The organism is Chryseobacterium sp. BGA-UO-ETr-SB22 (assembly GCF_059567885.1).
This window is the reverse complement of the sequence record NZ_JCAQOV010000005.1, coordinates 564,991-591,469: the sequence shown is the minus strand read 5'-3', so window position 1 is coordinate 591,469 and position 26,479 is coordinate 564,991. Positions and strand designations below refer to the sequence as shown.

Below are 26,479 nucleotides of genomic sequence, written 5' to 3'. Positions count from 1 at the left end.
TCAAAGTTACCATTTTTTGGTAATTCAATCAAATTTTATCAGAATAAAAGGTTGGCTATATCATCATTTATAAATTTTCATTACTCTTTCATCACATCCCAAAGGCTCATCAATTCTACATTTCCCAAAGGTTTTGAAAGGACAATTCTTTTTGAAGTTCCTGGTAACAAATCAAAGAAGTTATCGCTGAAATGAGTATCTCCAATCAGATAAATATCTTTTGTAAGGACATCTGTTGAGATTTCAATTTCAGTGGGTGATATTTTTTTGATTTTGATATTTGGTTTTGAAAGTTTCAGGTCTTTCGGTTTATTAAAAAAGAACAATTTTTGAAATGTTGCATCCTTTTCGGAGCTGATCTTTAAAACGGCTTCAGACAGATTAAACTGAGCCAGTTCTGTTTTACTGATGCTTCTAATTTTCTTGCTTACATCGGCATTTACAACGTCTGGCTGATTGGCTTTCCAAAGTGTTTTTCCTTTAAAATCAATGAGTTCAAATTTAATATCAGCTTTCAGTTCTTTCATAAGATCACTTATCAGATAAACATCATAGCTTTTATCGGTTTCCGCTATTGATACCAAGACAGGTTCAAAGCTTCTTTTTGCCTGATAATGGAAACCTTTCCAGTTTCCGAGATAATCAATGGAAGACCATGAAACTACAGGCCAGCAGTCGTTGAGCTGCCAATACAGCGTTCCCATATTGTAAGGTTTTGCACGGCGATGGGCTTCGATGGCTATCTGCATTCCTCTTGCCTGCAATAGCTGTGAAACGTAATTGTATTGTACAAAATCTGTAGGGATTTTATAATCACGTTTCAGATATTCATTAATAATATCCCAACCTCGGGCATGTTTTTCATGTGCTTTGATAGTTGAGTTTTGCAGATTTAAATCAGGAGTTCTTGAAAACATGGATTTTGTAGTTTCAAGACTGGGAGTCCCTTGAAAACCGTATTCAGACATGAAACGTCCTACTTTTTCATTGTAAATTTCAAATGGCTGCTCACCCCACCAAACGCCCCAATAGTGGGAATCTCCTTCTGTAAGGCTTTCTTTATGTCCCCAGCCGATGGACGGCGAACTTGGCCAATATATATTTTTATTTGACTTCAGGTTTTCTGCCAATGCATTGGGAATCACATCATGGAAAAGCTTTTTATAGTCTTTCCAAACCTGCAGCGAATCATTTTTTGAATACTTGAATTGTTTCTGATATCCCCAATTGACAATGGCTTCATCAATTTCATTATTCCCGCACCACAAAGCAATGGACGGATGATTCTGAAGTCTATTGACCTGATCTTTTACTTCTTCTTTTACATTGTTTAAAAATGTTTCGTCAGCGGGGTAAAAACTTCCTGCAAACATAAAATCCTGCCAGACTAAGATTCCGTTTTCATCGCAGGCTTTGTAAAATTCGTCATCTTCATAAATGCCTCCACCCCAGATACGGATCATATTCATATTCGCATCTTTGGTATCTTTGATCAGTTTTTGATATTTTTCTTTGGTCATTCTGGGTGAAAAACTATCTCCCGGAATCCAGTTGGTTCCTTTGATATACAAAGGATTTCCATTGACTTTAAAATAGAATGACTTACCTTTTTCGTCTTTTTCCTGAACCAACTCTACGGTTCTTAATCCTATCCTGATGTCTTTAACATCAATATTGTTAAGGTCTTTTGAAAGTTTTATTTTAAAATTATAAAGATTAACTTCGCCACGCCCGTTAGGCTGCCAAAGTTTCATTCCCTTTGTCTCATAAGGAACCGAAATTACATTAGTCCCTTTTTTTAAAGATATCTTTTTATGAATGGAATTCAGATCCAATGTGTAATCTCCAGCATTTTGAGCATAAATTTCCACTTCAAAATGTAAGTTGGAAGATTTCTCGGAATTATTCTGAATATCTTTAACGGTAATAATTTTGGCATTATTCCAGAATTCTAATGCAACATCTTTCCAGATTCCTGCAGTAACCAGCCTTGGTCCCCAATCCCATCCAAACTGGTATTGTGCTTTTCTCACAAAACTTCTTGGTGATTCCGGCATAGTAAACGGAACTTTTTTAGCCAGTTCTTTTCCGGTATTGACAGCAGATTGAAACTTAATCTGCAATGCATTATTACCCGGTTTCAGATATTGTTTCACAGGAATATTCCATTTCCTGAACATATTATCCGTTTTCTTTAAAAGTTTACCATTAAGATAAATTTCTGAAAATGTATCCAGTCCATTAAAGACCAAATCAATATTATCATTTTTCAATTCCTGAGACGAAACCGTAAATTGAGTCTGATAGTCCCAATCTTCATTTTCTATCCACTGTACTTTTTTTTCATTTTCATCTTTAAAAGGATCAGGAATGATCTTGTTATCCATTAAATCCAAATGAACGGTTCCCGGTACTTTCGCAGGAAGCCATTTTTGATCTTTTGAATTTTTGAACTGCCAGTTTTCGGAAGACAAACTTCTTTGTGAAAACTGTGCAAAAAGGATATTCTGCATAAAAAGAAAAGCAAAAAGGATAGTTCTATTCATCAATAAATTTGTTTTGTATTGTTACAATACCCATGATTTTGTCATTCCGAGGTACGAAGGAATCTCTACTATAAGAATTTAGATTCCCGCTGCGCTTGGAATGACAAACTGAGTGCATATCATTATTACTTACTCTTCAATGCAGCCACTTCAGCCGGGTTCGCAAAAGCACCACCATCTGTAATGGCTGAAGAATGGAAGTAGCCTGCGTTTGTAAGGACTCTTATTCCTTCAATATTGGATGAACGAAGTCCGCCTCCAACAAGGATTTCTATTCTTCCATCGGAAAGTTCAACCAGTTTTTTCAGATTTTCTTTTCCTTCTGATACATTGGGTTTCTGGCCGGAAGTAAGAATGGTAGTAAAGCCACATTCAATTACTTTTTCTAACGATTCTTCCAAGCTTGCAGCACGATCAAAAGCACGGTGGAAAGTACATGGAAGCGGTGCTGCCAGTTCAACTAAAGTTTTATTCTGTTCAACATTAACCTCATCGTTTTCGTTGAGAATACCAAATACAAAACCGTCTGCCTGTAATGATTTCAAATGAACTAGATCATTTTTCATCTGTTCAAATTCTGAATCCGAATAGGTAAAATCACCTCCTCTGGGGCGGATCATTACAAAAATCGGGATATTAATTTTTTCCCGAAGCTTTTTCATCGTTTCAAAGTCCGGAGTAGTTCCTCCTTCACTGAGACCGTCACATAATTCTATTCTGTCAGCTCTATTTTCAAAAGCAATCATTGCTGATTCAGGATTAAAACACGCTATTTCTATTTTTGACATTGTATATATCTGTTTAATTCTACTTTGGTTCGTCCTGCAATACATCTGCAATCAGAAAGGAACCGTTTTGTTTTACTACTTTTATTACTGACGGATATTTAGCTTTAAAACTATTATCAGTCAACACTACATTAAAGATATATTCATCTTTTGAGGAAGATTTTAAATCACAGCTCCCGACTTCAATTTTATCCCAGTCCTGTGCTGTAATCAGGAAACCCACTCCAACACCTGCTTTATTGGTATCAAATTTTGATTTCCATTTATCCTGAAATTCTTTTTCAGTCAGACTTCCATCTACGTCCATATCTACATTCGTTGCATCTGTTTTATAATCGAAATAATCTTTGGTGGTGATCTTCTCCCTATTCTTTTCTTCACTTCCGATATCAGCTTTAAAATAATCTACAATACTCTTCTCCAACCATTTTTTAGCATCTTCCGCTGCATTGGATTCATTATTTAAAACTACTTTCTCTTCTGTCTGCTGTGGTCTGACATCTGTTTTAATCTCCTTCTTTTCTTCCTTGCATGCAATAACGAGAAATAAGGAAGCGATAATCGTTCTTTTCATATTTTGTTTTAAGTTTTGGCTAAAGCCATTGGATGGCTATATTTTAGCAAGAACAAGTTAAAGCTCATTCTTTTTTAATTTGGATTATTTCAAAGCAAATTCAGGAGTTTCAAGGCGGTTACCTTTTTGATCATACACGGCAAAGTTGAATCCGTCCTGAATACAGTAAGAACCATATTCTCCTTTTTTATTGATGGCGATAAAACCTACCTGAATATCTTTAAGGTTCTTGTTTCTTCTTTGAGCAATTTTTACAATTCTGTCTACTGCTTCTTTGCAAGCTTCCTGTGGATTTCTGCCCTGCCTCATCAGTTCCACCACAAGATGGGTTCCAACAGTTCTTATGACTTCTTCACCATGACCTGTTGCTGTAGCGGCTCCTATTTCATTATCAACAAACAAACCAGCTCCAATAATCGGGGAATCTCCTACTCTGCCATGCATTTTAAAGGCCATTCCGCTGGTTGTACAGGCTCCGGAAAGATTTCCCTGAGCATCCAACGCAATCATTCCAATGGTATCGTGGTTTTCAATATTAGCAATGGGTTTATACTGACTGGTTTTTAACCATTCTTTCCATTCTTTTTCGGATTCCGGAGTAAGAAGATTTTCTTTTTTAAATCCCTGTGAAAGGGCAAACTGTAATGCTCCATCACCTACCAGCATTACGTGAGGTGTTTTTTCCATTACCGCTCTGGCAACAGAAATCGGGTTTTTCACATGCTCCAGACATGCTACTGAACCAATATTATAATTTTCATCCATGATACAGGCGTCCAGCGTCACTCTTCCGTCTCTGTCCGGACGGCCTCCGTACCCAACACTTCTTTCTTTGGGATCTAATTCTACGAGACGCACTCCTTTTTCTACTGCATCCAGAGCCTTTCCTCCTTTTCCAAGGATTGTCCATGCTTCTTCGTTGGCTTTTAAACCAAAATTCCAGGTTGAAAGGACAATTGGTTTGTTGACAGCTTTTACAGTAGGTTCAGGTAATTCGGCAGCCATTAAATCCAACGGGTTTACGGCAAGTGCTGCTGTTGCAATTCCCAGTTTTTTTATGAAACTTCTTCGGTTATTGTTCATGGTATCTCAAATTGTATAATACCCACAAATCTAAAAAAAACTTCTATGAAATCCTCATGGCGGCTCAACGAATATCCGTGTATTATTTTTATTTATCTTTACTGCTGTAATGGACTCATTTAAAACTTTCAGAAATATTTCTTTCTTTCAGGAACTCTCTGATGAGGAAATTACTATTTTGGTCAATATCAGTACCCCAAAACTACTTCGAAGAAAAGAAAAGCTGGCAGAGCCTGGTAAACCTTTCAATCAATTATTCATTCTTTCTCATGGATTATTGAGATTTTTTTTCGATGACGAAAACGGGGTGGAAAGCAATCTTTTTTTACCCTCTGAAAAAGAATCGGCCATTATGGAAAGTCCGGAATCCTATTCCAGTGACAACGAAAGAAAATATACCATAGAAGCGGTATTAGAAAGCCAGATCTTTTTGTTTAATAAAAGTGAATTTGAGGAAATTGCATTTCAGCACAGGGGTATTTATAATGTATACCTCAAATCTTTAAAGCTTATCATCAACATAGCCAAAACACGTATAGAACAGTTTTGTTCTACTTCTCCACACTCACGGTATGAAGAGTTTCTGGAGACAAGACCTTTCACTTCTCAGAATGCCAACAGAAAGTATATTGCTAATTTTCTGGGCATTACTCCCAATTCTCTTTCGAGAATGACTGCACGTATTCATAAAAAAAGGAACGAAAGAAAAAAATAACTTAGGAATACTTTTTCTCACTTTATTCATTCTATTTTTGCTTACTCAAAACACGAGTATATCAAAATTTAAAAGCAAAATGAGAAAAATATCACCTAAAAAACAATTTATTATTGAATGATTTTTAATCTTTCTTAAGATTCAGAGTAACCGGACGTAAAGTACCAGCGGCCAGGTTGCCCCCTTGTTTACACTTCATTATTACCTTATACAATTATTTTATGCAAAGAATATCATTACTTCTTTGCCTGTTATTATCATGCAATTTTGTTCAGGCATCAACAGGCAGCTTAGAAGATACTATAGCAAATTCTGCTTCTTGGTTCATTTTACTTGTTTTACCTATAGCAGGAATTTACCTTTTCTGGAAAGTTCACATTTATCCGGAAAAGGTAGCTGAGAAAAAGAACCATCCTCAGCTGAAAGCCATAAAAAGTATGTGCCTCCTTTCCCTTGTTTTTGGAGGCCTTTTATGGCCGATTGCCCTGATCTGGGCCAACTATGATTACGGGAATCAAAATTCTCCCGAAAAAGAAACAGAGAACACAGATTTTACTGAAGAAGAATTTAAAACAATTGAAAATTAAAAAAACATGCTGGAATTACTAGTCGCAATATATGCCGGAATATGCTGGCTTCTTATTAAAAAATTTAAACTGATCCCCTGGACTTTTACCACACAGATAGTGGTATATTCATTGCCTATCTTTGGATCTATTGCTTTGATATTAAGCTTAAATTACTACTGCCCTATTACTTCTGATGTAAAAGTAGGAAACAGAAGTGTGGATATTACCACTCAGGTTTTAGGAAAAGTAAAAAAGGTATATGTAACTACCAATCAGGAAGTAAAAAAAGGAGATACCCTATTTGTACTTGATAGAGAGCCATATGTACAGGAAATCAAGTCTCTGGAGGCAAAACTAAGCAGTATGAAAGCTACTGTAAGTTCTTATAATACAGACATCTCAGCTTCCAGAAAAAATATTGCAGGGTTGCAGTCACAGCTGGATCTGGCTGATAAAAGAGCGGCTCAGTACAAGGAATTGGTGGAAGCAGGAGCTGCTAATAAATTTGATCTTGAGCAGGCAATCACCAATGTACAGGATTTGCAGTCAAGAATCAGTGCTGCGCAGTCACAGCAACAGTCTTTAGAAACCAAATCCAATGCTTCTTATGGTGGAGAAAATTCATCCGTTTCTGAAATTCAGGCAAAACTGGACCAGGCAAAATGGAACCTTTCCCAAACAGTTGTTCTTGCTCCTACAGATGGAGTGATCCCCAATGTTCAGCTGAATGAAGGGGCAATTATGGCGCCTTTTAAATCTGCATTTGTGCTGATTCAGAAACAGCAGTCAGTGATCGGTTTTTTTGCTCAGAACGAGCTGGAGACGGTGAAAAATGGTGATGAAGTAGAGCTGGCTCTTAAAACAGAACCGGGAAAAGTAGTGAAAGCCAGACTTGAATATGTAATTGATGCTACCAGCCAGGGAATTATGAATAATGCTGGAGGAATGCTTGGAGGAAACGGTTCTACAGCAGGACTTCCTGACACCGCCAGACAATTACCGGAAACGGACGGAAAACTTATTGCCAAGTTTGTATTGGAAGACAGCCAGAAACAGCTTACAGTAGGGGCAAGAGGAACGGCTGTTATCTATTCTGATCATATTAAACCGCTTCATCTTATCCGAAAAGTAATGGTACGTGTAAGCAGTAAAGTCAACTATCTGATTCCTAAACTTCATTAATATGTTCAAGAAATTAATTTTATTGGGTATGCTTTCCGTAAGTTTAAGTTCATGCATCGGTTATAAAGAGCCCACTAAGGAAAATATAAACGAGCTTAAAGAAAAGAGTGAAATTGCTTCTCATATAGAAATCCAGGATGAATGGATCTTCGACAGAAAAGCAAATTCAAGATCAATTTCCTATGACTGGATCAATGATCTTAAAACACCTCAGCTGGAAACCCTGATTAATGAAGGAATGCTATATAATGCTGATCTTATTATTGCAAAGGAAAAGCTGAATCAGGTTGAACTGGCCATGGAAATTGCTGGAAGTGATCTTTATCCTAGTGTAAGCGCAGTAGCCAATACTTCCAATAATCTGGTAAGTGATACCCAGATCCGACGTCTGGCATTAAAAGCCAATTGGGAGATTGACCTTTGGGGTAAAAATAAATCTTCACAGATGGCAAGCACCAGCAATTATTTTTCTGCAAAACATCAGAATGCTTTGCTGCATCAATCTATTGCAGGGATGATTGCTAAAGCTTATTTTCTGAATATTGCGGGAAATATTCAGGAAGATAAGATTGAAAGTTATATTCAGAAGTCTAAAGATCTGGAAAAGCTGTACGTCATTCAAAAGAAAGTGGGAACGGCAAATGCTTTGGATATCTCCAATATAACAGCAGAGATTATTTCCCTGCAAGGCTATCTGGAAAAGGTAAAAAACGCGAATTCACAATCCAGAAGATCATTGGAACTGCTCACCGGAAAGTATCCGGAAGGAAAACTGGCCACTCAGAATTTTTTTAATGCTCTACCTAACATTATTCCTGAATCTTTTCCGCTTGAGCTTTTAGAGAACAGATCAGACATCCAGGCAAATCATTTTCAGATTGAAAGGGCTTTTTATGAAGTACAGCAGGCAAAAGCAGCAAGACTTCCTTCATTGAGTATAAGCACTTCTATTGGCTCTGCCGGAAGTAATGTGGAATCTATCAATTCATTATTTTCCAATCCGTTATTAAAAATGGGTGGTGGATTAGTTTCTCCTTTATTCAACAGTGGAAAGCTAAAAAAGAATGTGGAAATAAAAACCTCCCAGCAAAAACAGATCGTTGAAGAATATTCAAAAGCTGTTCTGAATGCTTTGAACGAAGTGGAATCTTCTTTAGCCAATCTCCGTTCTATTGAAAAGCAGATCACTTTCACGACTAAGGCTGTCAATGAACTGAAAAATAATATTACCCTCACCGAGAAACAAATAAAGGTAGGCACCAACAACAGTTTTGTATTGATCCGTAAACAAAGGGATCTCCTGAAAAATGAAATGAACCTCATCAGTCTGGAACTTCAGTACAGAATAGAGCGCATTAATCTTTATATGGCTTTAGGCGTAGAGAACTTCATTTATTCTTAATTTTATACTTGAAAAGACTGTAGAAAATAATCTGCAGTCTTTTTTTAATATTAATGCGGTAATTGATCTCTGAAATATCCATATACCCACGTTCCTGCAATAGCACTCAACAGGGTAACAGATACGGCCAAAGCTCCTGTTCCGATCTGACCAAAGAGAGGTCCGGGACACGCTCCGGTAATGGCCCAGCCAAAACCAAATATCAATCCTCCGTAAATCTGGCCTTTGTTGAACTTTTTAGGTGTCAGGGTAATGGGTTCGCCGTAGATTGTTTTTATCTTAAACTTTTTGATCACCCATACTGAAATCATTCCCACCAATACGGCACTCCCAATGATTCCGTACATATGGAAAGACTGCAGACGGAACATTTCCTGTATTCTAAACCAGCTGATCACTTCTGCTTTCACAAATATAATCCCGAATATAATCCCTGCTACAATATATTTCAGGTTATGATACCATCGGTGAGTAAGCATACTTTCGCTTACACAAACAGCATCCTGACGGCGTATATCTTTTTCTTTTATCATTATTTCAAAATTCTCTTTAAAATTAAACTTACAGGGAAAGGATGACAGGCAGAATAAGGTTGGCCATTACAAAACCTCCGATCATAAAACAGATGGTTGCCACTAAAGAAGGCCACTGCAAATTGGAAAGTCCCATGATCGCATGCCCGCTGGTACATCCTCCCGCGTATCTTGTTCCGAAACCTACTAAAAATCCACCAACGACCATGATGATAAATCCTCTCCAGGTCAACAGACTTTCAAAGTTCATCAGCTGTACAGGGACCAGATTACTGTAATCTGTGATTCCGTAGCCTGCCAGTTCGGTTTTCAGATTGGGTTTGACTGTTATTTCTGCTGGATTAAGCAAAAAATTAGCAGCAATCATTCCTCCGAAGAAAATTCCAGCTACAAAAAATAAATTCCAGGCTTCTTTTTTCCAGTCGTATTTGAAAAAGTTCACATTGGCTGGTATACAGGCAGCACAGACATGCCTCAGCGAAGAACTTATTCCAAAGGATTTATTTCCCATTATCAATAAGGCAGGTACGGTAAGACCAATCAGTGGACCGGCAATATACCATGGCCAAGGTTCTTTTATAATCTCCAACATTTCTTCTTTTTTAATCTAATTTATTTAAAATTTTAGTCTGACACACAAAATCACTTTTAGGAACATCTGTCAATGAAATAGCTTTAAAACCTCCTTCAATTTCTGTAAAATTCCTATATCCTCTTGCCTGAAGGATACTTGCAGCCATTGTACTTCTGTATCCGCTTCCGCAATGCATATAAAAGTGTTCTTCCGGGTGTAGGCGATTAATCCATTCGTTAATATACGCTAAAGGCATACTGTAAGCTTCATGAATGTGTTCTGCATTATATTCATTTTCTCTTCTTATATCAATGATTTTTACTTCTTTTTCTTTTATTTCGCTTTCAAACTGTTCTGCAGAGATACGGTTGACAAAATCAATTTCCTTTCCGCTCTTTTTCCAGGCATCAAAACCACCTTCCAAAAATCCTAAAATATGATCGAATCCTACTCTGCTTAATCTTGTTACAGCTTCTTCTTCAGTTCCTTTTTCCGTTACCAGAAGAATAGGTTGGTTTACATCAGCAATTAAAGCGCCTACCCAAGGGGCAAAATCACCATCCAGTCCTATATTTACCGACTGTGGGATAAAATCTTTTGCAAATTCACGGTTGTTTCTTACATCTAAAATCAAAGCTCCTGAAGCTTCTGCAATATGCTCAAACTGTTCCGGAGCCAGTGCACGCAATCCCTGTGAAAGAATTTCATCAAAACTGCTGTACCCTTTTTTATTCATCATGACATTCATTCCAAAATAAGCAGGAGGAGGTAAAAGTCCATCTGTTACTTCTTTTATAAAACTCTGTCTGTCCTTTTGATTCAAAGCATAATTGGTTCTTTTCTGATTTCCCAACGTATCTACCGTTTCTTTCTGCATATTTTTACCACAGGCAGAACCTGCTCCATGAGCCGGATATACAATGATATCATCGTTTAAAGGCAAAATTTTATGGTACAAACTATCGTATAAAAGCCCTGCCAGCTCTTCCTGAGTCATATTCGCTCCTTTCTGTGCCAGATCCGGACGGCCTACATCTCCCAGAAATAAAGTATCTCCGCTGAAAAGGACTTTCTCATCTCCATTTTCATCCATCAACAGATAGCATGAGCTTTCAAGCGTGTGTCCCGGTGTGTGAAGAACTTTGATTGTAATATTTCCTATTTCAAATATTTGATGATCTTCTGCAACGATGGCCTTAAACTCAGGTTTTGCGGTCGGGCCATACACAATCGGAGCTCCGGTCTTATTGCTTAAATCAAGATGTCCACTGACAAAATCAGCATGAAAGTGGGTTTCAAAAATATATTTCAATTGTACTCCATCTTCCTTCAATCTGTTGATATAAGGTTGTGTTTCTCTTAAAGGATCAATAATTGCCGCCTCTCCAGCTGAGGTAATATAATAAGCTCCCTGTGCCAGACATCCTGTATAAATCTGTTCTATTTTCATTGTATCTATTTTTTGATTTTGTTATCTGATACAAATCTCCCATTTTCTTTTTTTCTCTACAGCTACTTTTGTTACATAAGAGATTTAAAGGAATATTTCTTTGGCAATAATGTAAATACCCATGATCAGGATAAACCATCCGAATGCCGGTTTCAGTTTTTTCCCGTCTATCTTTTTTGATAACTGTGTACCTATTATAATTCCTGCTACAGCAATAGCTGTAATGAAAATCAACAGTTTCCATTCTATTTTTATGTGGTTTACAGAAGACACGAAACCGATCAAAGAATTGAAAGAAATAATGACTAAAGAAGTTCCTATCGCAATCTTCATTGGAATCTTCAAAAGGTTGACTAACGCCGGAATGATCATAAACCCTCCTCCTGCTCCCACCAATCCGGTTAGAACACCAACAACAGAACCCTGCACTCCTGCAAATAAAGTATTATTTTTATCTGTATCTATTTCTAAAAGTTTTTCTGAAGCATTGCTTTTTATCATTTTATAAGAAGCCAGAATCATCAGGCCTGCAAAAATCAATAATAAAAAAATGTCTCTGGTAATGGTAAAATTTTGTATTCTGAATACTTCCTCCGGAATTAAAGGGAGAAGATATATTCTGGTCAGAAAAATGGCGAGCACAGAAGGAATTCCGAATATCATTGCCATCTTAAAATTGACCAACCCTTTTTTTAAATACGAAACCGACCCAACAAGACTGCTTATTCCTACTATAAAAAGGGAATATTCCGTTGCCAGAAAAGCATCGAGACCAAAAAGATAAACAAGTACCGGAACGGTGAGAATACTTCCCCCACCTCCGATCAGACCGAGAGAGATCCCGATTAAAATTGCTGCTGCATATCCTATAATTTCCATTTTACTATTCAAATATTCTGATGCAAAAATGGGAAAGTGAAAAGAGGTGTACAGCTACTTTTGTTACATAAGGAGAATTTAACACGAATGAACACTAATATGTTCACAAAGGACACAGAGAAGTTATTATGAAGAGTGTTAGGATTGCTTCCCCTAGGTTCGCAATGATGGTTTGACCACCCCGTCAAAAATTCTTTGAATTTTTGCCACCCCTCCAAAAGAGGGGAATATGAATGGCCTTCATTAAAATGAGGTATAGTTTATGAATTGAGGGTTTTCAGGAGGGTAATTTTGTTTCTGCCCAGCTTTAGTCTTCCTTCTTCTTCAAGTTGCTTTAGGAGTCTTGAGACGACTACTCTTGCAGTTCCCAGCTCATTCGCCAGCTGTTCATGAGTGGTGTTGATGGTTTCAGAATGGGTAAGTTCTGATTTTTTCTGCAGTAGGTTCAGCAATCTTTCATCTACTTTTTTGAAAGCAATCGCATTGATGATATCCAACAGTTCTTCAAATCTTTTATGATACAGTCTGAAGATATAATCCAGCCATTCAGGATGTTCTTTGATAAATAAAGATACTTTGTCTACCGGTAAAAAAAGGATTTCAGCATCTTCTTCAATCTCGGCTTTTACAATGCTTTTTTCATTGTGCATCCCACCTAGAAAAGACATGATACAGCTTTCTCCCGCTTTGATGTAGTACAGTAAAATTTCACGTCCGTCTTCTTCAGTCCTGATGACCTTCAGCATTCCTTTCATCACAATAGGAATGGAACGGATAGAAGCATTTTCATCTAATATGATATCACCTTCATGGTAGTTTTTGGTGATTCCATATTGATACAGCTTTTGTACCAAGTCAGGTGATGATGAAAATTCTGAAGAAAGTATGGTATTGTCCTGCATAATTTTAATTCTAATGGAAAAAGTATTGACGAAGTACGGGAGAAAAATGAGCTTCAGTTCAATTTTACATCAACTATAACTGATATTTATTAACTAAATTACAAAAATATATGGAATGAAAAAATAGCGACGGCTGGAAAGGTGTGGATTTCAATTCCGTTGTAAACTCCGCATTTTACCAATGCAATGTTAACTGCAGTATTAATTATTTTTTAGGTAATTTACCATTTGATTTACTACTATCGAATCTTTTTTATCAAATTGAAAGCATTTAATATCAGTATAATAATTCTTTTTATCTGAGTATAGATAGTTTGTCAACCATTCACTGCTTTTGGAATTTATAAAAGCTTTATCTAATGATCTACCAATAACTTGTTTATTTTCAGAGTGACAGCTTAGGCAATTGTATTCATAATTAGTTAATCCAGTTTCTTTGTTTTTGTTTGAGAAATTCTTATTATCTAAAATATTAGAATTGCCCATATTGTCTATTTTAAAACTAGATAATATTGCAGCAACTTTTCCCCTATCTTTTAATGGAGATGAGAATATAATAACTCCATCCAATGAATCTAATTTTGGAACATAAATATTATAAAATCCTTGTTTAGAATTTGGAATTTCAATCACTGCTTCTCTCCCATTTATTTCAATTTGTTCCCTTAAATTTTCACTTAATTTATTTTTGTAAATTTTATGATTATATCTTCCATAATTTATAAATATAGTATCTTCATTATTAGTTAAATATGCACTATAAGAATCAATCATCTTTGGTTCTATTAATTTCCAATCAGAAGGATAATTAAAACTCACTTTTCCTACTTTAAATTCTTTTGCTTTTACATTCTCAGGCTTACATGAGAACATAAAGAAAAACGATAAAATGAAGGAAATTGATTTGTACATGAGTTTGATAATATTGCGACTAATAAGGCTAATTCACTCCAATTTCATCTACAAACAGCCATGCTTTTGAGTCTGCTCCAGGATTTCCTGCAGGAATAATGCCTGCATTTTCAATACTCACTTTCAGATATTTTGCATTTTGTGATCCTACATTCAATTTGATTTTTCCTTTGGCATTTTGAATTTCTCCAGCTGCAATTTCCTTGATCATTTTAAAATTCTTGTTATCATCAGAAATGAAAATTTTTGCAGATTTCGCAAGATGAATCCAGCTTCCTTTATTTTCAAGGGTATTGAAATAAACTTCTGAAAAGGCTGTTTTCTGACCAAAATCTATCGTTGCCACTACATCTTTCCCCTGGAAACCAAGCCATGTTTTACCAAGTTGTTTTACGTTTCCGATAATACCATCTACTAAGGTAAAAGCCCCTCCAAAAGAATAATTTTCACTTGGCTGCTGTTCAAGGCTTATGTTTTTCCCGGTAGTCTTTGAAATGGTAAACTGCTGGGTAGAAACAGCGCTTTTCAACTGACCGTCTTCAAAATAAGCAGATTTTACTGTTAAAGAATTAGGTATCTGAACTGCTTTCTCATAGGTTTTAGAATTGATGGAAGGATCTGTTCCGTCCAAAGTATATCTGATTCCGTTTGAATTCTGTGAGGTAGACAACTCGTAAGCAATACCGTTATTTGAAGGAATTACTTTTCCGGTGATATTATAAATACTCTTTGCATAGTTCACCTTCAGCTTATCTAGAACTTTAAACTGATTGATCACTCTGTTTTCAAACTCTTTATAATTTTTAGGATCTGAGGTTCCCCAACCCACTTCGGAAAGTGCCATTAATCTTGGGAAGATCATATACTGCACCTGTTTAAAGTCTAAAATATATTCTGTCCACAAGTTAGCCTGAACTCCCATGATATATTTCGCTTGTTCGGCATTCAGTTCGGAAGGAATAGGATTGTAAGAATATACTTTGTCTAAAGGAGTAAAACCGCCAAAAGCGTTAGGCTCTGACTGCGGATCTCCCTGATAATGGTCGAAATAACAGTATGCACCGGGAGTCATTACGGCAAAATGTTTTGATTTTGCAGCTTCAATACCTCCGTTTACACCGGTCCAGCTCATCACCGCAGCATTCGGGGCCAATCCTCCTTCTAAAATCTCGTCCCAGCCAATGATTTTTCGTCCTTTACTGTTGACATATTTTTCAATTCTATGAATGAAATAGCTTTGTAAGCCATGTTCATCTTTTAAGTTGTTTTTCTTAATCAATTCCTGACAGTATACACATTCTTTCCATCGTGTTTTCGGGCATTCGTCACCACCGATGTGAATGTATTTGGATGGAAATAATTTCATCACTTCATCCAAAACATTTTCCAGGAAAGTAAATGTTTCATCCTTCGGACAGAAAACATCATCAAAAACGCCCCATTTTGTAGCAGCCTCAAAAGGTCCTTTTGTACAAGCCAATTCAGGATATGCAGATAACGCAGCCAAAGCATGCCCCGGCATTTCGATTTCCGGAATTACTGTGATATGTCTGTCCTGAGCATATTTTACTACCTCTTTTATTTGATCCTGGGTATAAAAATAAGGTCCGTAAGGTTTTCCGTCAAATGTATTGTCAACATATGCCCCAATCATGGATTCTTTACGTTTTGAACCTATCTGAGTCAGTTTTGGATATTTTTTAATTTCAATTCTCCATCCCTGATCATCTGTTAAATGCCAGTGGAAAGTATTCAGCTTATACATCGCCAGATAGTCTATATACTGCTTCACCTCTTCCACTGTGAAAAAATGACGGCATACATCCAGATGCATTCCTCTCCACGCAAACTTTGGCTGATCTTCAATTTTTAAAGCCGGAATTTTCTTACTCTCTTTATATTGCTCGAAAACCTGAATCAATGTTTGCAGCGCCAGAAAATAACCTTGTCTGGTGTATGACTTTATTCGAATCTGCTTGGGAGAAATTTCTATTGAATAATATTCTTTTTTCTGTTCCGCATCTGTTGAAGCCGCAGGAATTATAGAGCTTGTCAAATGGCTTCCACCATCCTTTTTAATGTCCTGAAATTTAAACTGAGAATCTAAGCGTTTTTTGAAATATTCCGTTTCTTCTTTTGGTAAATTGCCAGCTAATAACAAGGTTTCTGGTATAAGAAACTCTCCCTGTGAAAATTCAACTTTTTGAGGGTAAGGAATTAAATTCAATTTATTTTGGGCAAAAATCACATTTGAAATCAATACAAAAAATACTAAAAAAGTCCGTATCATTGGATGGAATTAAGGTTTGAGCTAAGATAATTATTTTTCAAAACTCTTGGGACTTTTTAAAAACAAAATTTAGACATCTTAAAGTGTTCAGTTTCTTATGAATGGATAACTTACAGTTTGCTAAACCATGTCCTTAGATATTCTTCTATTATATTCTGTTCATTATGGTTTGCTTTTTGATCAATTTAGACGACTTAAAAAAATTAAAAGATTTAAATTTGCAAAAAAATAGGATGAAAAAAAACTTTTTTCTGGCAGCTGGATTATTATTCTCAATGTCAACGCAGGCACAAATTTTCGATATCATAAAATCTGCCGTTAAAGATAAAACAGGGGTAGATCTTAATGTTCCCGTAAAAAATAACAGTACTAATACCACTACCACGACAACAACTGCCGGTCATGCCAATAATTCATCTCCTAATATTGGAAGCCTTACCTCTACTCAGATTTCTTCAGGATTAAAAGAAGCCTTAAGCATGGGAGTAACGGACGGAGTCAAAAAACTGGCGATCACCGATGGTTTTTTCAAAAATGAAGCAGTAAAGATTTTAATGCCCGAAAAATTAAGAAAGATCGACACTACTCTACGTTCTATCGGTATGGGAAGTCTTGCTGATGAAGGCGTGAAATTATTAAACAGAGCTGCTGAAGATGCCGTAACAGAAGCTGCTCCTATTTTCACCAACGCTATTACTTCCATGACCATTACAGATGCCAAAAACATTTTATTGGGCAGTAATAATGCAGCAACAAGTTATCTTCAGGGGAAAACACAAAGTCAACTTTTCAGTGCTTTTCAGCCTAAAGTAAAGGCATCATTAGGAAAAGTAGGTGCTGATACGCTTTGGAAAAACCTGATTTCAAAATACAATACTTTTACAGGGCAATCTGTAACAACGGATCTTAACGAGTATGTTACTACAGAAACTATCAATGGCGTATTCAAAATGGTAGCCGATAAAGAAAGCGGTATCAGAAATACTCCTGCAATGAGAACGACAAGTATTTTGCAGAAGGTATTTGGAGCGCAGGATGGGAAATAAAGAAGATTAGACTAAATATATAGAAGCTGTTTCATGATAAAGCAGCTTTTTTTGTTTTTAAATTTCTTTTGTCTTGAAACAAAAGAAACAAAAATTCAAGACTTGGACCTCTTCGCTAAAAATAAATCCTGTTCTCTAAAAATTCTAAACTTGCGCGAATCCATTATTGTTGAATGGGTTCTAAGTGTGTGTCGCGCTTCGGACAGGAGAATTTTCTTAACGTTCTCAGAATTTATTTTTTTAACGCTCCGAGTTCCTATGTCGGTTTTAAAGTCATTTATAGAAATATTTTTCCTTTTCCAGAATTTCAAATATAAAAACGTTTCATTAATGTGACAGTTCTTTTTTTTAGGCTTTAATTTCTTTTGTCTTGAAACAAAAGAAACAAAAATTCAAGACTTGGATCTCTTCGCTAAAAATAAATCCTGTTCTCTAAAAATTCTAAACTTGCGCGAAATCATTATTGTTGAATCGGTTCTAAGTCTGTCTCGCGCTTCGGACAGGAGAATTTTCTTAACGTTCTCAGAATTTATTTTTTTAACGCTCCGATTTCCTATGTCGATTTTATCTTCTATCTTATAAAAAGTTTCGGCCTCACTTTGTGAGGCCGAAACTTTTTATATTGTAATCAAATTAGAATTGCATTTCAGGAATTTCTCCTTCAATGATCAGATCTGCTTCTGTAGCTTTGATAATATCTTCTACTGAAACTCCCGGTGCTCTTTCCACCAGTTTGAAACCTGCTGGAGTTACATCCAGAACAGCTAGTTCAGTAACAACTTTTTTTACACAGTTGACTCCTGTTAAAGGAAGAGTGCATTTTTTAAGGATTTTGCTTTCTCCTGCTTTGTTCACGTGCATCATTGCAACGATAATATTTTCAGCAGAAGCTACAAGATCCATAGCGCCTCCCATTCCTTTCACCATTTTTCCGGGAATTTTCCAGTTGGCAATATCTCCATTCTCTGAAACCTCCATCGCTCCAAGAATGGTAAGGTCTACTTTCTGACCACGAATCATCCCGAAACTGAATGCAGAATCGAAGAATGACCCTCCTTCTAAAATAGTAATAGTCTGTTTTCCGGCATTGATGATATCAGCATCTTCTTCTCCTGCAAAAGGGAAAGGCCCCATCCCCAAAACTCCGTTCTCACTCTGGAATTCTACGGAAATACCTTCCGGAACATAGTTGGCAACCAAAGTAGGAATCCCAATTCCAAGGTTTACATAATAACGATCTTTGAGTTCTTTTGAAATTCTTTTGGCAATTTGTTCTTTTGTAAGCATAATAAAAACTTAGACTGCAATTTAATTATTTTCACTTGAATACAAAAGGCCTTTGTTGTATTCAATAATTAACACTGTTAGTTAAAATAATATCTGTAATTTTGCTTCATTATTTTAACAGAATGAAAATACTTTTTAAATATCTTAAACCTTATCAGTGGCTGATCCTCATTTCGTTATTTTTGGCTACTATTAATCAGGTTTTCTCTTTATTTGCCCCTGCTATTACAGGAAATATTCTTGACCAGTTGGTTACTCATCCTAATTTTTTTGATAAAGAAAAGTTACTACCCAGAAATCTAAATGAATATTTATACGGAAGTACTGTATACCATGGTGCCTTTTATTTTTTAGGACTGCTGATCGGAACGGCAATGGTGAGTAGAATTGCCAAGGCTTTTCAGGATTACGTGGTAAGCGTTATTACGCAAAAGTTTGGCGCTAAAATATTTACAGATGGCTTAAAACACTCTATGGCTCTTCCGTATCAGGAATTTGAAGATCAGAGAAGTGGTGAAACCTTATCTATTTTAACCAAAGTAAGAGAAGATACGGTGAAATTCATCACCAATTTCATCAATATTTTCTTTGGAATCCTGGTGAGTATTATTTTCGTTTCAGTGTATGCGATCCGTTTACATTGGTCGATCATGCCGGTTTATATATGCGGAATTTTCCTTATTGCCTTTGTTACCAATCTATTGAGCAAGAGAATAAAAGGTATTCAGAAAAATATTGTTACCGAAACCACTGCTCTGGCAGGAAGTACTACAGAAAGTTTAAGAAATATTGAAATTGTCAAAAGTTTAGGATTAACCAACCAGGAAGTAATCCGTTTGAATAACAATACCTATAAAATTCTTGGTCTTGAGCTGAGAAAGGTGAAAAGCATCCGTTCTTTAAGTTTTATCCAGGGAACGATGGTGAATTTTCTCCAGCAGATGATTACGCTGACTTTATTGTATTTGATTTTTAAAAACATTGTAACTCCGGGGCAATATCTGTCTTTGATGTTTTATGGTTTCTTTATTTTCGGGCCGATGCAGGAAATCGGGAATATTATTATTTCTTACCGTGAAGCTGAAGCATCTCTTCAGAATTTTGACCGTTTAATGAAAAAAGAAGTGGAAGAAAAACCTCTTCATCCGAAACAAATTGGTGCTATTGAAGAACTGGAATTCAAACACGTTTCTTTCAAACATCAGTCTGCGCAATATAAAGCTTTAAATAATATCTCTTTTGATCTTAAAAACGGAGAAACTATTGCTTTTGTAGGGCCTAGTGGTTCCGGAAAAAGTACGCTGGTAAAACTGCTGGTTGGATTGTACAGACCTCAGGAAGGGAATATTTTTTACAATGGAATTAATGGAAAAGAATTTGATTTTGATGAACTGAGAAATCAGATTGGTTTTGTAACGCAGGATACCCAGTTATTTGCAGGAACTATTAAAGAAAACCTTCTTTTCGTAAATCCCGCAGCTACTGAAGAGGAACTGGCTGTTGCTTTACAGAAATCGAGCTGTACAGCATTGCTGGAAAGGGCTGAAAAAGGAATTGAAACTGTTATTGGTGAAGGCGGTCTGAAGCTGAGTGGTGGTGAAAAACAAAGAATAGCAATCGCAAGAGCTCTTTTAAGAAAACCTCATCTGTTGATATTTGACGAAGCGACTTCTGCCTTGGACAGCATTACTGAAGAGGAAATTACCACGACTATCAAGGATATTTCAAAAGAAAAAGAACAGATCACAGTACTTATTGCGCACCGTTTAAGTACGATTATGCATGCCGATAAAATCTATGTTCTTGAACGCGGACAGGTAGTAGAAACAGGTTCCCACAGCAATCTGATTGCCGAAAAAGGACTTTACTACGCCATGTGGAGACAACAAATCGGAGAAAGAAAAACACTTACTCCCCAAGCATAAAAAAAGCGCTGAAAATATTTTCAGCGCTTTTTTATTTATTATTTGAGCTTATTCTTTAGTTCTTACGGTTCTCTGCTCAATTCTTTTTTCAAATTTTTCTCCCTGGAAAATTCTTTGAATCATGATTCCCGGAATATGAATTTCGTTTGGATCTAATTGTCCCGGTTCTACCAATTCTTCTACTTCAGCAATGGTGATCTTCGCAGCACCCGCCATAGGATGGTTGAAGTTTCTTGCAGAACCCTTGAAGATAAGGTTTCCGGCATGATCTCCTTTCCATGCTTTTACGATAGAATAATCTGCTTCGTAAGCATACTCCAGGATATGAGGTTTTCCTTTGAATTCTTTTACCTCTTTCCCTTCTGCTACTTCAGTTCCGTAACCTGCAGGGGTATAAAAAGCAGGAATTCCTGCCTGGGCAGCTCTGCATTTTTCAGCTAACGTCCCTTGTGGAGTAAGTTCTACATCCAGCTCACCTGAAAGCATCTGTCTTTCAAATTCAGCATTTTCTCCTACATAAGAAGAGATCATTTTCTTGATCTGTCTTTTGTGAAGCAGTAATCCTAATCCGAAATCATCTACTCCTGCATTATTTGAAATACAAGTAAGATCTTTCACATCACTTTCTACCAAAGCATTGATTGAGTTTTCAGGGATACCGCAAAGTCCGAATCCGCCAAGCATCAGTGTCATTCCATCCTGAATTCCTTCGATGGCCTCCTTTGCATTTTTTACTCTTTTATCTATCATGAAATATTAGATTTTTCTGTTGGCTAAATTTAATAAATTTTCTGGTATATCTGATGATCAGAAATAGTGGTGAATTGCATACTTTTTTTGAACCCTTTTTGTCTACATTTAACATCATAAAAATCAAACTTTTATCGATAAAAATGAACAAGTCGGTTCGTTTCTATGGCATTTCTCGTCAATTTGATTTATATTTGAGCCTTGAAAGTCCAGAAATACAAGCTATCATTGTTTTCGGGTATCATTGATTTAAACACACTATTAATATAAAAATTATTTCGCGGCAGACCATTACTGCCCTTTACTTCTTCTGATCTCTTCAGGGAACCATTTCAATATATACCATCACATTAATCATATACAAAATCAAACCTTAAATAAAAACATGAAAAAATTATTTACCTCAGCATTACTTGCTCTGGTACTGAGCATCAATGTGTATGCACAGGAAAAAACTTATTTTGATGAAAACTGGGAAAAAACCACTCAGGACAACATGGAATACTACCGTGAAACAACTCCTAAAGGCAAACTCACCCTTATCAAAGATTTCTATAAAGACGGAAAACTACAGATGGAAGGGCTGGCTTCTGATATAACTCCAAACAATGAAGTTTTTGACGGAAAAGTGACCTGGTACACTCCTGAAGGAAAGGTAATGAGTACAGTAACTTATTCTAATGGAAAACAGGTTGGAGCATCTCAGTCATATGACGATAAAGGCAGAATTACAGAAGATATGATCTATAAAGCTGACGGCAGCTTCACAGGAAAAATGGTGGCATACAAGGACCCTGAAAATGAATCTTATTATAACACGATAACCAATTATGAGAATTCTCTGCCTGTAAAGACCATTATTTACGATGAAGATATGAAGGGAATCAGATACGAAACCACTTCTGATAAAGACGGCAACTACGAGACTAAATATTACGGTGAGAAAGGGAAGCTTATTGGTACCTCTCCTTCGGGTTCCGGAGAAGGGCTGCAGGTAGATTATTACCCGAATCCAATGAGGATTTCAAAAATAGAAAAAACTAAAAGTGATGGCAGTATAAAAGAAAGTATCATCTATGCTAAAAACGGACAACTGCTGCAGGAACAAAAGAGAAACAAAAAAGACGGTTATAAAACCACTTATGATGAATCCGGTAAAAAAATAGGCCACCTTGTTTATCAGTATGATAAAGAGAATGATATTTACCAGCCAACAGAGGGTGAAGATTATCAGCTTAATTATGATTATGCACTGATCTCTTCTATTGATGTATATAAAAATGGTTCAATCATCACCAGTAAATACTTTGATGAAGAAGGAAAGTTATCCTCTGAGAAAATATTAAAAGACGATATTACTCAGGAGATTAAATATTACTCCCCGGACGGAAAACTGAAATCTACACTAACGTATAAAGATGAACTGCCTTATAATGGTACAGCCTACGAAGGACTTACCGAAACGCAATATAAGGAAGGCGTTTTAGTGAATATTAAAATGTATACCGAAGAAAAAAAGCTGAAATCTGAGAAGAAATTAAATTCGAAACAAACTGCTTACGATGCTACTATTTATGATCATAAAGGCGCTCTTTTATACACTTACAATCAGCCTTTGAGTGAAGACGGAGGTAATGATTACTTCTTCACAGCTCAAATTGTACAATACGTAAAAGGTAAGCCTGTCAATAAATCTTCTGTAAAAGCAGGTATTTTACAAAGCGGAAAAATAAAACTCACCACACTAAACGGAGTCAAAGAACTTGAACGCAGTGGAAAATGGATCCTCTTAAAATTATATAGTACAGATGGAAAACTTATCCAGGAAACCAAAACGCTGGCAGATATACCGGATGAGTATGCTTCTACGGAAAACCCGGCAGCATTAAGCGAGGATGATCTATATGTTGACTAATCACCGCATTCATACATCAAAGGCAGTTTCATTTTTTTGAAGCTGCTTTTTTGTTACTCATATGACACAGATTTTCACAGATGATTATGGAAAATGTACATTTGCCTGGCTCATTTTCTACACTCTGTTATAAGATTAAAAAAGAGACCGCTGGAAATAGCGGTCTCTAAAATTATAATTGTGTTTCGTTTACTTGTTACTGAATGATCAGTTTTAAAGTAAATAATTTTCTTCCGTGTACTTTTACAAAATAAACACCTGCCGGAAGGTTTTCATTCACCAAAGAGAAACGTTGGTTATTGATATTTTTCGATACATAAAGCAATTCTCCTGAAGCTGAAACCAATTCGATTTTCTCAATCGGGTAATCACTCTTAATGAAAGTAGGCTGTCCCGGTTTGGTTGGGTTTGGATACAACACTACATTTTTCTCTGTACTTCTGGTTTCTTCCGTTCCTAAGGTTGGTGAAGTTACCTGGAACTGTACTCTATTTGAAACTTCTGTATAAGAATCATTGGTAAACATAACCATATAATAGTTTCCTGGTGTAGCAGGTACTGCTGTTCCCTGAATCGTTTTTGTTCCCTGAGTCACTCCATCAAAATAAGTATAAGAAACGAAGTTATCGTCCGGTGTCTGAACACTTTGCGGATAAATTCCCAACCAGTCTTTGATAATCCCTGGAGAATCCGTCCATGAAGCGGTAATATTTTCTCCTAAAGTATATACTGGCTTATTGATCCATAAATCTGTCACTATATCTCCTACTTTAAAGAATACCTTCTCCCCTATTCCGTTATATCCATCTTCCAGCAGATACTGAGCATAATAATATCCTTTCGGAAGTCCTGTGAAATTAAGCGTTCCTGATGCAGTCGTTACATAGCTCCATTTGATAGCAGCTGTAGTTCCCGGAGTCTGCCCCATTTTATAAATTCCGATCCAGTCTTTCTGTAAGTTAGGTCCATTTGTAAAATTAAGAACCACTGTTCCTCCTACAGGATAAGTATCAGAAGTTGTCTGCAGCTGAACTTTCGGTCCTACATAGAACTCTTTTCTTGGAGTGATTTCGGTATAACCACCATTAGCAAAAAATCCTGCAAAATACTGACCCTTATTGGCCATACCATTATTAAAAGTAACGGTTCCTGCTACCTGTCCATTCGTATAACTATATACTTGTGAAGTAGTACTCGCCGGTGTTTGTCCTTTTTTATAAATTCCTACCCAATCCTGCTGATTTCCGGGACCTCCAGTGAAAGTAGCCGTAATTGCTTCATTTTGGGCGTATTCTGTTTTATTTAAAGTAAATGTAGGATTTGAAACTACACTTCCTGTGATTTCAAACTGCTTCACATCACTCCAATCACTCCACTCCAGGTTTCTGTCTCTGTAACGCGTTTTCACGTAATAGTTTCCGTTTGGAATAGAGTTTGCCGCCAAAGTTGCTTTTGTAATATCTACTCCCGCATTCAGGTTTTTGGTTTTATCAGGAGTTCCGTTTCCGTCTTTTCCGAACCAGTTTTCAAAATCTCGGTAGAACTCTTTTTCAATCACAGAAAAATTCGATGTCTTACTGATCAGAAACTGTGTTGTATTTAAAAGTTCATTATTTGAAGAGGTAAATGCACTTCCATTCAATGTCAAAGGTAAAGTGATAGTCCCCGAGAAACTGTTTGTAATGGATGGTTTTGCCGGTTTAGGCTGATTTTTATACCTGTGGAAAGAATCTACAAGCACATTATTCTTTTTGTTGTAGACTCCTCCAATAGAATAACATTCAATATCCACTTTTCCTGTCGGAATATCTACTTCTACAATCTGGTACGTCCAGTCTGTCAAAGTTTTCTGAACATCATCAAAATCTTTTTCATTAGACATTCCCCAATACTGGTCCCAAGCCGTTCCCCCGGAAATAATCTGATAGTTTGGTGTATTTTTCAACTGCCCTCTATGGTACAAATGATGGTGGGCCCCCACGTGCATTAAATATTTATCAGAAGTTACCAGAAGCGGTACAGCATTTTCTCTTACCCATGTAGAAATATCTCCCACATACTGCTCAGCCTGATAAGGTCTGTGGCTTAAAGAAATGATCCAGTCTACTGTAGTATCATTGTTAGCTGCTGTTAAGACCTGTTGAAGCCATGTCTGCTGTGCAGATCCCGTATGTTCTGAACTTAAACTTACGAATAATACATTCCCAGCCTGCTGAGCATAATAATTTTCATTTCCTGAGCTTATCCCTTTATAACTAATTTCATCAATATAAAAATGGGCATAGTAAGAATTCATTCCCATTGTTCCATAGGTCTCATGATTTCCTACTGTTGTCTGAATAGGCAGATACGGTGACAATTTGATGTTCTTTTTAAAGTGAACATTTTCATAATGATCCAATGTTCCTACATCCACCTGATCTCCCACCATAAAAGTAAGAGCAATATTATCCGAAGGATCTGAAGCAGTTCCGAATTTTTCTTTTAATTTTTTATAGGCATTCAAAGTAAGCGTGTCATATCTAGGCTCAGCTTTGATCTGATTGTCCCCCATAATAAGGAAACGGATCTTTCCATTAGCTGTTACAGCCTGCCCAGGCAAAGGAAGTGTTCTGAAATTATAAACAGCAGACTCGCTGGTACCTGTTTTTATCTTATAATAGTATTTCGTATTCGGCTGTAGATTGGTAACCTTTGCCGTATGATAATAATAGTTGTTGTTGTATCCGGTATCTGAGAAGATGTTGGTAGTTCCCGTTACTGTCACGCTTAAATTCGTTGGAGAATCTCCGTAGATCACGGTTGTTTCATTATTGGAAGCTGTTTTCCAATTGACGATCATAGAATTCGGCGTCGGGTTTTGTAAGTAGGGAAACAAAACCTGTCCGAAAGCCATCTGGACCGCGAAACAAAAAAAGAAGAAATAATGTTTCATAATAGCTTTAATTTTAAAATAACATATAGTTTTAAGTTGTGAATCAGGAATTTAAAAATCGGTGTTAAGATTTTTTATTTCGGGCAAAAGTAGAGTTCCCATATAAACTGTGTCTGATGGTATTTTAAATAAACTGTTAATTTTTTAACAAAACCGGAATGAAAAAATTATAGTTTTTAGTACATTAATTATTTGGTGTATTCAAAAACTATTTTGTACATT

General features: G+C 36.4%; 21 protein-coding genes. 7 read left to right on the top strand and 14 right to left on the bottom strand.

Annotation, left to right across the window (positions count from 1 at the left end; all coding sequences use genetic code 11):
* Positions 1 to 80: 80 nt before the first annotated feature.
* The 4 genes from AC57AW_RS09895 to AC57AW_RS09880 all read right to left on the bottom strand — a co-directional run bounded on the left by AC57AW_RS09895 (position 81) and on the right by AC57AW_RS09880 (position 4,991).
* A complete protein-coding gene (locus tag AC57AW_RS09895; RefSeq protein ID WP_496351727.1) occupies positions 81 to 2,546 on the bottom strand; it encodes a beta-mannosidase in 2,466 nt (821 codons plus the stop codon).
* Positions 2,547 to 2,671: 125 nt separating this feature from the next.
* Positions 2,672 to 3,334, bottom strand: a complete 663-nt coding sequence (locus tag AC57AW_RS09890; RefSeq protein WP_496351726.1) for a copper homeostasis protein CutC — start codon at positions 3,332 to 3,334, stop codon at positions 2,672 to 2,674.
* 19 nt (positions 3,335 to 3,353) lie between these two features.
* Positions 3,354 to 3,908: a hypothetical protein gene (locus tag AC57AW_RS09885; RefSeq protein WP_496351725.1), complete on the bottom strand. Its 555-nt coding sequence runs from the start codon at positions 3,906 to 3,908 to the stop codon at positions 3,354 to 3,356.
* An 84-nt stretch (positions 3,909 to 3,992) separates the two neighbouring features.
* Positions 3,993 to 4,991, bottom strand: coding sequence for an isoaspartyl peptidase/L-asparaginase family protein (locus AC57AW_RS09880; RefSeq protein WP_496351724.1), 999 nt, complete (start codon positions 4,989 to 4,991; stop codon positions 3,993 to 3,995).
* Between the two features lie 109 nt (positions 4,992 to 5,100).
* Between AC57AW_RS09880 and AC57AW_RS09875 the strand changes: the two genes are divergently transcribed.
* The 4 genes from AC57AW_RS09875 to AC57AW_RS09860 all read left to right on the top strand — a co-directional run bounded on the left by AC57AW_RS09875 (position 5,101) and on the right by AC57AW_RS09860 (position 8,859).
* Complete coding sequence (locus tag AC57AW_RS09875) at positions 5,101 to 5,706, top strand: Crp/Fnr family transcriptional regulator (protein WP_496351723.1); 606 nt, start codon at positions 5,101 to 5,103, stop codon at positions 5,704 to 5,706.
* Between the two features lie 221 nt (positions 5,707 to 5,927).
* Positions 5,928 to 6,293 (top strand): DUF3302 domain-containing protein, encoded by a 366-nt coding sequence (locus AC57AW_RS09870; RefSeq protein WP_496351722.1) that lies wholly within the window; start codon positions 5,928 to 5,930, stop codon positions 6,291 to 6,293.
* 6 nt (positions 6,294 to 6,299) lie between these two features.
* Positions 6,300 to 7,457: an HlyD family secretion protein gene (locus AC57AW_RS09865; protein WP_496351721.1), complete on the top strand. Its 1,158-nt coding sequence runs from the start codon at positions 6,300 to 6,302 to the stop codon at positions 7,455 to 7,457.
* Between the two features lies 1 nt (position 7,458).
* Positions 7,459 to 8,859 carry a TolC family protein gene (locus AC57AW_RS09860; protein ID WP_496351720.1) on the top strand — a complete coding sequence of 467 codons (1,401 nt, stop codon included), beginning with the start codon at positions 7,459 to 7,461 and terminating at the stop codon, positions 8,857 to 8,859.
* 50 nt (positions 8,860 to 8,909) lie between these two features.
* On the opposite strand, the gene AC57AW_RS09855 is transcribed toward AC57AW_RS09860, so the two are convergent.
* The 7 genes from AC57AW_RS09855 to AC57AW_RS09825 form a co-directional block, all read right to left on the bottom strand.
* Entirely contained in the window at positions 8,910 to 9,392 is a 483-nt protein-coding gene (locus AC57AW_RS09855; protein WP_496351719.1) for a DUF6691 family protein, read from the bottom strand.
* Positions 9,393 to 9,420: 28 nt separating this feature from the next.
* Entirely contained in the window at positions 9,421 to 9,984 is a 564-nt protein-coding gene (locus AC57AW_RS09850; RefSeq protein WP_496351718.1) for a YeeE/YedE family protein, read from the bottom strand.
* A gap of 10 nt (positions 9,985 to 9,994) precedes the next feature.
* On the bottom strand, positions 9,995 to 11,416 hold the full coding sequence (locus tag AC57AW_RS09845; protein WP_496351717.1) for an MBL fold metallo-hydrolase: 1,422 nt from the start codon (positions 11,414 to 11,416) through the stop codon (positions 9,995 to 9,997).
* A gap of 84 nt (positions 11,417 to 11,500) precedes the next feature.
* Positions 11,501 to 12,295 (bottom strand): sulfite exporter TauE/SafE family protein, encoded by a 795-nt coding sequence (locus tag AC57AW_RS09840; RefSeq protein WP_496351716.1) that lies wholly within the window; start codon positions 12,293 to 12,295, stop codon positions 11,501 to 11,503.
* A 260-nt stretch (positions 12,296 to 12,555) separates the two neighbouring features.
* Entirely contained in the window at positions 12,556 to 13,197 is a 642-nt protein-coding gene (locus AC57AW_RS09835) for a Crp/Fnr family transcriptional regulator (RefSeq protein WP_496351715.1), read from the bottom strand.
* 201 nt (positions 13,198 to 13,398) lie between these two features.
* The gene (locus AC57AW_RS09830; protein WP_496351714.1) at positions 13,399 to 14,109 is read right to left on the bottom strand and encodes a hypothetical protein; all 711 of its coding nucleotides are present in this window, start codon (positions 14,107 to 14,109) and stop codon (positions 13,399 to 13,401) included.
* A gap of 28 nt (positions 14,110 to 14,137) precedes the next feature.
* Entirely contained in the window at positions 14,138 to 16,399 is a 2,262-nt protein-coding gene (locus AC57AW_RS09825; RefSeq protein ID WP_496351713.1) for a glycoside hydrolase family 20 protein, read from the bottom strand.
* Between the two features lie 233 nt (positions 16,400 to 16,632).
* Between AC57AW_RS09825 and AC57AW_RS09820 the strand changes: the two genes are divergently transcribed.
* On the top strand, positions 16,633 to 17,445 hold the full coding sequence (locus tag AC57AW_RS09820) for a DUF4197 domain-containing protein (RefSeq protein ID WP_496351712.1): 813 nt from the start codon (positions 16,633 to 16,635) through the stop codon (positions 17,443 to 17,445).
* A 633-nt stretch (positions 17,446 to 18,078) separates the two neighbouring features.
* On the opposite strand, the gene AC57AW_RS09815 is transcribed toward AC57AW_RS09820, so the two are convergent.
* Positions 18,079 to 18,732, bottom strand: coding sequence for a CoA transferase subunit B (locus AC57AW_RS09815; protein WP_047376943.1), 654 nt, complete (start codon positions 18,730 to 18,732; stop codon positions 18,079 to 18,081).
* 122 nt (positions 18,733 to 18,854) lie between these two features.
* Here AC57AW_RS09815 and AC57AW_RS09810 point away from each other — a divergent pair, with 122 nt between their 5' ends.
* Complete coding sequence (locus AC57AW_RS09810) at positions 18,855 to 20,657, top strand: ABC transporter ATP-binding protein (RefSeq protein WP_496351711.1); 1,803 nt, start codon at positions 18,855 to 18,857, stop codon at positions 20,655 to 20,657.
* A gap of 48 nt (positions 20,658 to 20,705) precedes the next feature.
* Here AC57AW_RS09810 and AC57AW_RS09805 read toward each other — a convergent pair whose 3' ends face one another.
* Complete coding sequence (locus AC57AW_RS09805) at positions 20,706 to 21,407, bottom strand: CoA transferase subunit A (RefSeq protein ID WP_496351710.1); 702 nt, start codon at positions 21,405 to 21,407, stop codon at positions 20,706 to 20,708.
* 385 nt (positions 21,408 to 21,792) lie between these two features.
* Here AC57AW_RS09805 and AC57AW_RS09800 point away from each other — a divergent pair, with 385 nt between their 5' ends.
* Complete coding sequence (locus tag AC57AW_RS09800) at positions 21,793 to 23,322, top strand: toxin-antitoxin system YwqK family antitoxin (RefSeq protein WP_496351709.1); 1,530 nt, start codon at positions 21,793 to 21,795, stop codon at positions 23,320 to 23,322.
* Positions 23,323 to 23,518: 196 nt separating this feature from the next.
* On the opposite strand, the gene AC57AW_RS09795 is transcribed toward AC57AW_RS09800, so the two are convergent.
* Positions 23,519 to 26,257, bottom strand: a complete 2,739-nt coding sequence (locus AC57AW_RS09795; protein WP_496351708.1) for a fibronectin type III domain-containing protein — start codon at positions 26,255 to 26,257, stop codon at positions 23,519 to 23,521.
* Positions 26,258 to 26,479: the final 222 nt, after the last annotated feature.